The organism is Pelagimonas varians (genome assembly GCF_003208435.1).
Lineage (GTDB): Bacteria > Pseudomonadota > Alphaproteobacteria > Rhodobacterales > Rhodobacteraceae > Pelagimonas > Pelagimonas varians.
Window position 1 is genome coordinate 1 of record NZ_QKMF01000037.1, and the last position, 11,964, is coordinate 11,964.

Consider the following 11,964-nt stretch of genomic DNA (forward strand, 5'->3'; position numbering starts at 1 on the left):
CGCCACTCAGCACCGGGCTGGAAAAGCCCTGTCGCTTTCGAAAGCAAAGCGGCGTGAACGAGCACAAGGAGCGCCACAAAAGCGGGACAGGTCCAGTTGGTGATCGACCAGATAAGTCGCCCCTACTATCCAAAGGATGAAAGAGCTGAAGACGAGCGTGATCTTAGCGAAATGAAAAACGACGACGACCGGCGCGCCATGACCCAAATCGTTGATTTCATCTTTGCTGAAACAGCTAGGGAAACCGGTCTGCAAGTCCTATTGATCGAACATGCATACATGGCGAATGACGCCCGATATGTTGATGCAACTGTGGAACGTTGGACAAAGGAAAACGGGCAGAAACTGATTCCCGATGATTGGCCTGAACGTGGCGAGTAATCCATGTCGAAAATGATCGTGCGTTCAAGGTTCGCTCTTGTGGTTTCCAAGTAATCATTTGTGATTGTACCGATTGTCTCCCTCCTGCTCTATTTCAAAAGGTCGATGTAGCCGGGTGGATTAATCTAGCTCGACGGCACCCAATTGGCACCCAGTACAATACATGCGATGCGATTGGTTGGCGCAAAAAAAGCGATTAATATATTGTTTTTGCTTAATTTAAATGGTGCCCGGGGGCGGAATTGAACCACCGACACGAGGATTTTCAATCCATCCAGTTTTGCCAGTAATTCGGTTGCAACCTTTTGTGTTGCTACAACGCAAAAGGATGAGTTGATGGGCGCAGGCCGCAAGCTTGTTGTCCCTTGATCACTTGGGTGGGGCTGCACAGTACAGCGTTTGCCACTTGAACCCTAGAAGTTTGGCACGCCTCGCAGTCGGTGTGGTAGTATCATATCGACATGCGCAAAAATCATTGAAACGGTCATCAAGACGCGAACAGGTTTCATGATTAAGGACACATCTTCTTCGAGTTTGGCCGCATTCTCGGCGGCGTCATAGGATGCAAAGGTTAAAAGGCCGCGCAGGCAGCAATCGCTGGATTGCCTCTGCGCGGCCCGAAACTTAGTACACGTCGGAACAATGCTTAAAAGTGTTGGGGGCAACACCTCCCGACGCCATTGGATATAGGTGCACTTGGCTACTCGTTCATTTGAGTTGCCGCCATAGTTTTGTCAATTTTAGCCAACTTGCTGAGGGCGGAGCCGCAGCTTTGTGAGCCAGCAGCGAGATAAGGCAGCTAAAGAACCACGTCGTTTGCAATCTCTGGATCAGACTTGAATGGTTCAAAACCGGATACACGTCGGGCGGCTACGCTAATTGGGGCCGGACACCGAGCGACCCATATTTGGAAAGGACGTGATGTTAAAGTGTTCGCGCGTGTTAATTTTGGCAAAGCCGCGCCAGCGCAAGCTCTAGATCTTGTCAGGGCCTCACCGGCGCGGAAATTGGATACGTAAAACTTTAGGATATTACGTCGAAATATTCAGATCATCATCCAGATCTGAAAAACACTACAACACCTTGCGCCCCCAATGGTCATTCGAGCAACATGGAAATTTAGTGGATAGCAAAAGGTCATACCCGGAGCCTGGCACCGATTGTGGTGCCTGCTTTTCGGTCCGCTGTACTACCTGTGCAAGTGAATGTTGCTGTGGTCGGTCTTGGCGGCTAGCGAAGCATTCGCCATGCCCGACGTTTTCGCAAAGCCCATGCGCTTGCTCCAAGAACCATAATGCACAAAGCTCCCTTTGTGAAAACTTCCATCGTTCCTTGGACAAGCCAAGCGTGCACGACGGTGCTTGTGACTACGACAGTCACCGCCATGCTATGCCCCAAACGCCATATGCGCAGGTCAATTCGTTTTCTTGCGGCAGCAAGAAAGGCGGCGACAAAAACAGCCCACATTGCCACGGCACCCCAGACAGAAAATGGTGCCGGAGCACGGAACAGCAGCACGTCGACCACGTCTGGCGGACTCGTAATCCAAAGGCCTGCAACATGCACAACCACGGCACAAACCAGCCCCGCGCCGGTCCAGACGTGGATACGTCGAGCCGGGATACCCGGCATGGCATCCGCAATTAGTACTGACTGGACCAGTAAAAACGCTAGCCCGACAATCCCGGAAAACCCGGCAATGATGTAGATTGGCTCTCGCCATTGCAAAAGTGGGCTTTGTCCGGCAGCGATCAGAGGCACCGCAAATGCCAGTCCCAAAACGATTAAAATAAGTGCATTGCGAACAGCCATCAGATGGGGCGCAGCACAAACTCTACTTGGAGACCCGTGTCAGATGCGCTGGCCATCAAAGGCCGCAGAAACACTGTTTCAAATCCACCGTCGTTGTAGTCGGCATCGTAGGCTAGATGTCCATGCGGCTGTCCGAATGCAGGCACAATCTGGGGCATCTCAATGCGAAACACACCGTTTTTGTCCGTGAGAGTAGCCCCGTGCGAACGTTGGTCCCGTTCGTGACCTTCAATCGTGTGGGCCCAGACTTGGATGCGCCGACCTTCAAGCGGGGCACCGTCACCAGCGCGCCGTACGGTGCCAGTTGTCCAGAAACCGCCCTTTCCAATCCGTTTTACGATCGGTGCGCCTGGGCGATAATTGTTTGCTCCGCCTCGCATGGTCGGCGTAGCGGCAAGAGATTGTGCCCGCGCCGGAATAGTTAGGCCGGACGCCCCTAAAAGAAGCGCTGCCCCACCGGTGGAAATTACAGTTCGACGGGTCGTGGTTGACGAAGCCATGTCAGTCTCTCCTGTCAGTTCATTCAAATAGTTTAACAAAATTTGGTAGTGTCTTTGATCACAAAAAGGCTATCGCAGATTCAGGTTGCCAATAGCCGCCCTGATAACGCTATTTGTGTCGTCGCTATCGCCTGAAACAGCTAACCCAACCAGCGCGCCCTTTTCGCCGCCAAAGGCGCGCGCATAATCTTCCGAAAGGTCGACGCTCTCATTGTAGGACCCTGTACCGGCCTGCCGCAAAGAAATTGTAACACCCTGACCGGGAGGGGCATAGGGCGACGGAATGATTTGTCCTTTCCGGTGGTTGCCACCCCATGCGTATTGGATAATCCGCACGTCATCATTGCCAAGAAGGTTGCGGATACCGGCATTTTTAAGCTTCGGAGCTATGCTTTCTGGAACGTATACAAAGTAGAGTGCGATATTCCGGTCGTCGCCACCCTTTTTAGCAAGGCTGGTTGCCGGAACAGATTGATCAACAGTCCAGTTCCATGAAGCGCTTGTGCTTGTCCAGTCTCGCTGTGAGACACGGGCCCAGGCTATCGAAACCGACCCATCGGAGATCAAACTGAGATTGGTTCCAAATCGGTAGTCGTTCGAGCTGAAGAGAGACAATCGTTGTTCCCGCCAGCCATTGGCAAAGCTGATCGGCCCTGCTGAAGCGGCGGTCGTCAGGGCGACGAACAGCGCCGTAAATATCGCAACGCGCATTGGAAACTCCTCTTGTGACACCACTGATGGTAGCGCCGGCTAGGCAGAAGCAAATGGCGAGCTCGTTGATGTAACGCGATTGTCATGCGTTCATTAACAACACGCTTTGCTGGTTGGACCCCACATAGCAGGTCATGTCTAAGTGTGGATGATGGTAAGCCGATAGTATCAAGGCCGAAGCGCTTTTGTCCTTAATTCCAGCAGAAGCAAGTTTAGAACCCGAGTGGGGTATTGTCTGACGTACAACAAACTCAGCCGTATCGTGTTTTGGGCCGGCCTTTGTAAACCTCGGTGAGCAATGCTGCAGCTCCGTCAAATCGGGATCAACACGTAGATGCCTGACAAGCAGGTCTTGTATTTGCCATCTTTTGAGGCTCCGTTCGCTCGGCGACCGTTGTCCTCGGACCAATGGCGGACAAGGTCTCATTCATGGCAATTCCCACGTCTTCTCATGCTGGAATCCAGATTGTGTTTGCTGAGGAATGATTGCCGTTCCGCTACTTGGCTCACCGCATATCCACGCTCAACAACCTGAGCCACAGCGTCCCGATTAAGCTCATCCGTATACCGAATTCCCTGGCTCATATCCGGCTCTCCCTGATTCCAAAATTACCAAGCAATGCGTCTACAAATCTAGGGGACTTCAGGGTGGAGAAAGCCACTGGATGCAGGGGGCGAGCAGGGTAAACAAGCACGCATGACCTCTGATCATCGTCCAATTTTGGGCGACGTCGCGTTGCTTCCTATTGCAGCTGATCAAGGGTGATTGGTTAATCGGGGCGTCTGTATCGGCGGCTTGTAGAAGAGCCACGTTTAAACCGTCTTGGTCTTACCAGATTGGACCCGAGGCATTGATTTTGCATAGGCCGAGGGGGAAGAGCCTTCCCAACCAGCGAAGGCTTCCGAAAAACTCTGTCTATGCTCGAAGCCAAGTGCATCCGCAGTTTCATCAATGCTTGCTCCGCCCGCCAACAGCCTGCGGGCTTCCTTGTGGCGTTCAACTTTTACGATCTGCCGAAACGCGGTGCCTTCATCCTTCAGTTGAATTTGAAGAGACCGCAGTCCAATCCCCAGCACTTGTGACGTGTCCGAAAGGGACCATTGTGCAATCCCGAATGAGGCCCTGACCAACCCCGCGACCAGTTCTGACCTTTGTAGCTTGGGCCTTTGCATCAGTTTCCGGCCGTTCAGATATCGGATCAAGACATCTGCTTTGACACTGTCCGATTGGTACATTTTCGCCTTCAGCAAATCCTCGTGGAATTCGATATGGCCCTGAGTTGAATCGCGCACGGATTCAACCGCCGCAATATTCTTGAAATGTGCAGGTGATCCGCCCGGATAAGCAATTTTGATTTCTGGGTCGACTTGAGCACGTGCCAGAAAGACAATTTTTGCAAGCAGCCCCATTGTGTATCGGATGTCCTGTTTTGCATCATCGGACTGCAGAGGTGTAAAATACCAAATGCGGCATTTTCCGCGGTACGTCCGTATCACGAGCTGGGAGTTGTTTTGATAGTATTGAAGGGTTGTTGCTGCGGTTTGCAAAGCCTCCCAAAGTGTATCGGCCGAAACAATAGCCCTGCCAAAAACACCCAGTTCGCCGATGTCCTGTTCCAGGCCGGTGCGAAGAAAAAAGTCTTCATCTTCGGCCATTCGAACGACATCATTTACACCTTTCAAGAAGTCAGCCGTCCCGATGGGCTGCTCAGCATCCAAGGGCATGTCAAGCGATCGAAGAATCGCCTCTAATCGGTGATTTTCACCGGCCAGAAGGGCGACAGGCCCATGAAAAACACCGGCTCTTATGGCGAAATCAGAAGATGTTTCTGTCACTTTGGAACCCTTTCAGAAGACCGGCCAGTGAATGCGCTACAGCATAAGTTGAAGGCATTTGCCGTTGTCAACTAAGAAATAGTTTATTTTGAGATGAAAGTTCGGCGATAAGGCCGAGCCCTAACACGTGCCAAGGCAGCTTAGTGATTGGGGTGATTGGCCAATGTTAAAATTTGATTTTTCGGATTCGTGTTTGCCGACAAACCGGCCATTTCCATCGCCTAGGCTTGACGCGATTCAGGACCCCAAGCGGCTCAAGCTTCGCCAAATCATTGGTGTGCGTGGCTTGGAAAACCGAGAACAAATCGGAGGAACTATGCGATTTAAGCTCTTATCAACGAAGACGGCGATGTCAGCGGCCATTATCTTTGTGGCTGGCGCGGCGGTGGCGCAAGACAAACCAAATATCCTGGTGATCTGGGGTGACGACATAGGCCAGTCCAATATTTCTGCCTACACTAGGGGTTTGATGGGGTATGAAACGCCCAACATCGACAGGGTTGCGGACGAAGGCAAGATGTTCACGGACTACTACGGTGAGCAGTCATGTACCGCTGGCCGTTCGTCTTACATTATGGGGCAATCTGTTTATCGGACTGGTCTGTCCAAAGTTGGCCTGCCGGGTGCTGAGCTTGGTATGCAAGAAGAGGATCCGACGATCGCGGGCCTTTTGAAGGCCGAAGGGTATGTTACCGGCCAGTTCGGCAAAAACCACTTAGGCGATCAGGATCGGATGTTGCCCACAAACCATGGTTTTGATGAGTTTTTTGGCAACCTTTATCATCTCAACGCTGAAGAAGAGCCAGAGAACCGCGACTATCCAGGTGATGAAGTTTTGGCCGACGGGCAGACCTTTCGTGACGCTTTTGGTCCGCGCGGAGTGATCAAATCCTCGGCCGATGGAAGTATCGAAGACACTGGCCCGCTGACCAAGAAGCGGATGGAAACTGTTGATGATGAGACTGTCGTGGCCGCCATCAATTTCATCAAGCGCGCCCATGAACAGGAAAAGCCGTTCTATGTTTGGTGGAATGGTACACGGATGCACTTTCGTACCCATGTAAAAGATTCTCTCTTTGGAATTTCCGGTCAAGATGAATATGGCGATGGCATGGTTGAACATGACATGCACGTTGGGCAGCTTTTGGATGTGCTTGATGAGTTGAACATCGCAGACAACACAATTGTGCATTACTCGACAGATAATGGTCCCCATAAGAACACATGGCCAGACGCTGGTTCCAACCCGTTTTACAGTGAAAAGAATACCAACTGGGAAGGTGGCTGGCGTGTGCCTTCGCTGGTGCGTTGGCCGGGTAAAATCGAACCTGACTCGGTCTCAAATGAGATCATGCATCATATGGATTGGTTGCCGACTTTCTTAGCCATTGCTGGCAATGATACCATCAAGGAAGATTTGAAAGCTGGCGGCGTGCAGGCCATTGGTCGCGAATACAAAGTTCATTTGGACGGCTACAACTTCTTGCCGCATTTGCTGGGAGAAGCCGAAGAAGGTCCGCGTCACGAAATCTTCTACTTTGCAGATACCGGTGAACTGACTGCCCTACGCTACGACGACTGGAAGCTGATTTTTCTTGAGCAAAAAGCAGTTTCAACTTTGCGTGCATGGATCGAACCTTGGACACCGCTGCGGGTGCCTTTGATCACCAACCTGCGCCGCGATCCTTATGAGCAGGCGCATCTTACATCCAACACTTACTACGATTGGATGATTGACCGGATCTACTTCTTGGTCCCGGCCCAGAAATACGTTTCTCAGTTCCTGTCAACGTTCCGCGAATTCCCACCACGCCAGAAACCGGCAAGCTTCTCGATTGATCAGGTGATGGAATTGATGATGGCGAACAACGGCAGCAAGTAACTCAAACCTTGCATCTAACGAACCAGGTGCCGCGGCCTATATCCCCGCGGCACCTAAGTCTTAGTCACCTCAAAACTACCAAATCCAAATCAGGAGGACTCTTATGTCCAATCTCGTAATTGTATTGTTTGAAGGCCGTCACTCTGCCGATGAGGCGCTTTTGCGTGTCGCCAAAATGGATGCCGATTGGGAAGCCGATATCAACGACTTTATCGTTGTCAGTCGGGATTCCGCTGGTGAAATCCGCATCAAGAATTCCGACGCGCTGGCCGCAACCGGAATGGTTGGTGGCGGGGCACTCGGCTCTCTGACTGGAATGATGATCGGGGCGCTGGCGGGCAACCCTGCCGCCGGCCTGTTGATCGGAGCGGCAGCTGGCAGCGGCATGGGCACGTTGGCAGGCGCGCTGGACCAAGCCGATGAAGAAGACGCGTTGGCCGCTCGCCTTGGAGCCAAGCTGACGCCAGACAGTTCCGCATTGGCGATGATCGGCTGGACGAACAGACCGACAAAATTGCTTGGCGAACTGGAAGGTCTGAAAGGCGAAGTGATCGAAACTTCCTTGTCAGTCCGAGATGAAGCAGAGCTACGCGCAGCCCTGACTTCAAGCTAACCCCACGCCTTTGCGGTCCCGGTATTCTCAATGTTTGGGTATCGGGACTTGGCACATTGAACTTTTGGACTGGAAAAACCTTGATGAATAACTTTCTTGCAACCGCGGCTATATTGACCGCATGCGTATTTGGAAACACTGTGCCGGTGTCCGCTCAGCATGTAGCTGGCGGTATTGTTGTTGAACACAACAACTTGGATATTGCAGTGGTTGCGACGGGCTGGAGTGTCGTCGCCCTTTTGCGTGGCAATGTTTACAATTCCGGCGGCGATTTTGTCGGCTATTTCCATGATGCAATTGTCCTGCCGGATGGCGATGCAACCTTTGTGATCGTCAATGTGGCTGGCTTCCTAAACATCGGTGAAAAGCTGATTGCCCTGCCTGCTGATGCTTTTGAGATCAATCCTGACGGCAATCTAGTGCTTCCGAATGCGAGCAAGGACAATCTGAAAAGTTTGCCACGGTTTTTCTACGCAAGAAACTGATAGAAAAGGCGTTTCCATAGTCTCATACCGCCTAGGGAGCGCCTTGAAATTCTGAAGATCATGCATCGGCATAGAACGCAAAATAAGACAAGGTTATCTTTAATATGGGAAATTCAACAATCGATCTTAACAAGAACTGGGGCTGGTTTCTGGCGCTTGGGATTGTGATGATGATCGGTGGTGGCAGCGCAATATTTGCTCCGCTTTTGGTGTCATTGGTAGTTGAAACGATCGTAGGTGCGTTCTTTGTGGGTGGCGGCATCATGATGCTGGTTCAAGTATTCACATCCAAGGACGGCTGGAATGCTCGGCTCACCTACTTAATCCTTGGTGCCTTCAATACCTTTGCGGGTTTTATGTTGCTTTTTCATCCGCTTGAAGGTTTGCTGGCCCTGACCTTGGTGATGATCGCGGCATTCTTTGTAAACGGCTTGTTGCGTATTGCCGTGGGCGTGATGGCACGCCCCGAAACCGGATCGGGCTGGGTTATCGCCGGCGGCGTGATTTCTGTGCTGGCATCGCTCTACCTGATCTCGATCTACCCTGAAGTCAGCGTGATGCTGTTGGGAGTGGTGGCAGGTGTCTCGTTGATCAGCGAAGGTGCCGGTTATGTGCAGTTCGCCTACGGCCTGAAAAACAACGTTTCAGTTTCAATCTGACCATCGACCGAGCAGAGCCACATTAGACGGGTGCGCGCATTGCTTCACCCAATTACGAAGGGGGAAACCATGATCTGCGACCTTAAAAATCACACGGCGACCAGCGCATTTGTCCTTGCAGTCGCGGCCATATTTGCGACACCGATACTAGCAAGTGAAAAACCCAGGCTGGTACTCCAGATCACAGTAGACCAACTGCGCGGTGATCTTATTGACCGCTATGGAACGCATTTGGGCGAGGGTGGGTTTCGTTTTTTGTTGGAAAACGGGGTCAGTTTTGCCAACGCACATCACCGTCACGCCAATACTGAAACCATTGTCGGTCATACGACTTTATCAACAGGCACTGATCCGGCCATTCACGGCATGGTCGCAAATCTATGGTTCGACAGGAAAACCGGCACCCCGTTTTACAATGTGCAGGACCCTGATTTTCCATTGGTCGGGGCCGCTGGGATCGATGCCGAAAACGAAATCGACCCGACGCAACGCGCCGCCACTACAGATGGTCGGTCACCACGTAATATCATCAGCTCAACCCTATCTGACGAAATCGCCCTACATTTCGGGCCAGCCTCGAAAGTCTTTGGCGTATCGGTCAAAGATCGCGGTGCCATCGCAATGGCTGGCCACGCCGGGCAGGCCTATTGGTTCTCCAAAGCCGAAGGTCGGTTCGTCACAAGCACCTTCTATCGCGATGAATATCCCGATTGGATCGCGCATTGGAACACACAGGGAAAAGTGGCGTCCTACGCAAATCAAGATTGGAACTTGATGCGAAGCAAAGATTTTTATGATTTCGGCGATCGTGACGATCAATCTTGGGAAACCGCATTACCTGGCTTTGGTCGCACGTTTCCACACAATTGGGGGCCAGCGGACAGCAAGTATTATACCACCTTCCTGACGCTCAGTCCTGCGGGGGACGAGATTACGGTTGATTTCGCCAAAACACTCATGGATGCTGAACAGGTCGGAGCGGATGACGTCACTGACTATCTGTCGGTCAGCTTGTCTTCGACTGATTATGTCGGTCATATTTTCGGCCCTTCCAGTCTTGAGGCCGAAGACAATTTTGCGCGTCTTGACCGTAGCATTGCTGATCTACTGAAACATGTGGATGATACGGTAGGGCTTGAAAACACGCTGATTGTCCTGTCAGCGGACCACGGTGCCCCTGAACATCCCGATTATCTGGCGACGTTGGGCATCGAAGCCGGTTTGTTCGATTTTCAACGCGTTGAGACGGAGCCGGGATTTGTGCGCCTGCAACTGGATTTCGGGGCCTCCCGTGACCTGATTGCGAACTTCTCCAATCCCTATCTCTATTTGAACCAGGATCTGATTGCCCAAAAAGGGCTTGATCCGGTGGCTGTTGAACATGCGATCTCGGATGAACTTCGAAAACTGCCGGGTATAGCTTATGCTGTTGGCAGCTCCGCTTTACGTGAAGGGTCTTTTCCACGGTCCAAGATAACCGATGCAGTGCTTGCGAATTTCCATTCTGAGCGGTCCGGAGATATCTATGTCGTGTTCGAACCGCATTGGTTTGTCGCAGACTTTGACGGTCTGACTGTTGCGTCTGCGCATGGATCGCCCTGGACCTATGACACCCATGTACCGTTGATATTTTCTGGCCCCGGAATAACGCCAAGGACAGTCGTACGCCGTGTTGAGACCGTCGATGTTGCGCCGACAATTGCGACATTTCTGGGCACAAAACTTCCGTCCGGAGCCACTGGCGATCCCCTGCAAGAGGCTATGCCCCAACGAGCAGATTAACCTGCGAAAACACTCTGACCACAACAATTTGGAGAATGACGATGAAATCGCAGTCTATTTCTACTTGTTTAGGCGCGGCAATATTGTGCTTGTTCTATACACAGGCTTATGCGCAATCGGAGTCCGCTCAGGCAAATAATCCATTGGCGGACATCAAGGCTTTCAATATTCAAAATTACTATTTCGGAGAGCTTACCGGACCAGGCGACCTGACTGGCAATCAAACAGTTTTGCGGTATGCCCAGCCGCTTGCACTCGGCGATACAAACTGGTTGATCCGTGCGTCTTTGCCCTACAATTCGCTGCCCGTTGGTGCCGGCGGGAACGAGATCAATGGTGTCGGTGATTTTGATATTTTCGCAGCCTATCAGATCGACACCGGTAACCCGGCGGTCAGTTTTGCCATTGGCCCGCAGGTCGTGGCACCTACCGCCACGGACGACAGACTGGGTGCGGAGCAATGGCAGTTGGGCCTTGCTAACGTCTACTTCAATGCCAAGTCTCCAGTCCTTCAATACGGGTATCTTCTGACTTGGCGGGGCGGCGTGGGCGACACCAATGACAGGGAACGAGCCAACCTTGCCGCGTTTCAGCCGTTTGTTTTTTATCAGTTGGGCGACGGGTTATATACCGGGGGTGCGCCTGTCTGGTCTTATAATTTTGCTAACGACAACTATTCAATCCCTATTGGACTGCGGTTGGGCAAGGTGAAAAAGCACAGGAACACAGTATATAATTTCTTTGTGGAACCTCAATATTCTGTATTCGACCACGGAGACGGTGTCCCCAAATGGCAAGTGTACATGGCACTGAATATGCAATTTCAGTGACTTGATGTGGAAGGCAAGTATGTTGGAATGGGGATTTGTTGCACAAATCCAGATTGTGCGTCGGCAGAGTTTTTGGGTCCAAAGGCGGCCTAAACTAAGAGAGACTTTGGCTCATCTGGTTGGTTTGATTATGCGGCGCGTTGCCTGTGATGCAAGCGGCGCGCTTCGAGCGTCTTTTGTTTGATCCTTTCTCGCTGTTGTCGAATGGCTTTGTTCCGTCCGAAGTAGACATCTGCGGGTGTGACGTTGTTGAGGCTCTCGTGATATCGCAGATGGTTGTAATGGTCGACGAAGGCTTCGATCTGGGCTTCGAGATCACCGGGTAGGAAGTCGTTTTCCAACATGAGGATGGATCAGAAAACAGTCTGGGGGACTGTTTTGGACCTGTCACGTTTTAGTGCCGCTCCTAGTGCTCGTTTAAGCCACCTTGCGTTCGAAAGCGACGGGGCTTTTCCAACCCAGTGCTGAATGGC

The 11,964-nt window shown here is 51.8% G+C and carries 11 protein-coding genes and 1 pseudogene; 7 read left to right on the top strand and 5 right to left on the bottom strand.

The genetic code is table 11. From position 1 onward, the window contains the following. Window positions 1-99 precede the first annotated feature (99 nt). A complete protein-coding gene (locus tag C8N36_RS23465) occupies window positions 100-381 on the top strand; it encodes a DUF3732 domain-containing protein (protein WP_245911049.1) in 282 nt (93 codons plus the stop codon). A gap of 1,230 nt (window positions 382-1,611) precedes the next feature. Here C8N36_RS23465 and C8N36_RS23470 read toward each other — a convergent pair. From C8N36_RS23470 to C8N36_RS23485, 4 genes are all read right to left on the bottom strand, one after another. Further along, window positions 1,612-2,193 (bottom strand): ferric reductase-like transmembrane domain-containing protein, encoded by a 582-nt coding sequence (locus C8N36_RS23470; RefSeq protein WP_097807094.1) that lies wholly within the window; start codon window positions 2,191-2,193, stop codon window positions 1,612-1,614. Further along, on the bottom strand, window positions 2,193-2,693 hold the full coding sequence (locus C8N36_RS23475) for a twin-arginine translocation pathway signal (protein WP_097807093.1): 501 nt from the start codon (window positions 2,691-2,693) through the stop codon (window positions 2,193-2,195). The genes C8N36_RS23470 and C8N36_RS23475 overlap by 1 nt, the downstream gene beginning before the upstream one ends. A 69-nt stretch (window positions 2,694-2,762) precedes the next feature. Then, a complete protein-coding gene (locus C8N36_RS23480) occupies window positions 2,763-3,404 on the bottom strand; it encodes a DUF3047 domain-containing protein (protein ID WP_097807092.1) in 642 nt (213 codons plus the stop codon). An 813-nt stretch (window positions 3,405-4,217) separates the two neighbouring features. Continuing rightward, window positions 4,218-5,240: an AraC family transcriptional regulator gene (locus C8N36_RS23485; protein ID WP_097807091.1), complete on the bottom strand. Its 1,023-nt coding sequence runs from the start codon at window positions 5,238-5,240 to the stop codon at window positions 4,218-4,220. A 349-nt stretch (window positions 5,241-5,589) separates the two neighbouring features. Here C8N36_RS23485 and C8N36_RS23490 point away from each other — a divergent pair, with 349 nt between their 5' ends. The 6 genes from C8N36_RS23490 to C8N36_RS23515 all read left to right on the top strand — a co-directional run bounded on the left by C8N36_RS23490 (window position 5,590) and on the right by C8N36_RS23515 (window position 11,491). Then, the gene (locus C8N36_RS23490; RefSeq protein WP_245911050.1) at window positions 5,590-7,122 is read left to right on the top strand and encodes an arylsulfatase; all 1,533 of its coding nucleotides are present in this window, start codon (window positions 5,590-5,592) and stop codon (window positions 7,120-7,122) included. A gap of 103 nt (window positions 7,123-7,225) precedes the next feature. Continuing rightward, window positions 7,226-7,735: a DUF1269 domain-containing protein gene (locus tag C8N36_RS23495; protein ID WP_097807090.1), complete on the top strand. Its 510-nt coding sequence runs from the start codon at window positions 7,226-7,228 to the stop codon at window positions 7,733-7,735. An 83-nt stretch (window positions 7,736-7,818) separates the two neighbouring features. Then, on the top strand, window positions 7,819-8,220 hold the full coding sequence (locus C8N36_RS23500) for a PRC-barrel domain-containing protein (RefSeq protein ID WP_097807089.1): 402 nt from the start codon (window positions 7,819-7,821) through the stop codon (window positions 8,218-8,220). A gap of 104 nt (window positions 8,221-8,324) precedes the next feature. Beyond that, window positions 8,325-8,879 carry an HdeD family acid-resistance protein gene (locus C8N36_RS23505; RefSeq protein ID WP_097807088.1) on the top strand — a complete coding sequence of 185 codons (555 nt, stop codon included), beginning with the start codon at window positions 8,325-8,327 and terminating at the stop codon, window positions 8,877-8,879. Between the two features lie 69 nt (window positions 8,880-8,948). Beyond that, the gene (locus tag C8N36_RS23510) at window positions 8,949-10,661 is read left to right on the top strand and encodes an alkaline phosphatase family protein (protein ID WP_097807087.1); all 1,713 of its coding nucleotides are present in this window, start codon (window positions 8,949-8,951) and stop codon (window positions 10,659-10,661) included. 41 nt (window positions 10,662-10,702) lie between these two features. Next, on the top strand, window positions 10,703-11,491 hold the full coding sequence (locus C8N36_RS23515; RefSeq protein WP_211318283.1) for a hypothetical protein: 789 nt from the start codon (window positions 10,703-10,705) through the stop codon (window positions 11,489-11,491). A 128-nt stretch (window positions 11,492-11,619) separates the two neighbouring features. On the opposite strand, the pseudogene C8N36_RS23520 reads toward C8N36_RS23515, so the two are convergent. Beyond that, a pseudogene (locus C8N36_RS23520) lies at window positions 11,620-11,838 on the bottom strand (integrase core domain-containing protein); the annotation flags it as partial. Between the last annotated feature and the right edge of the window lie 126 nt (window positions 11,839-11,964).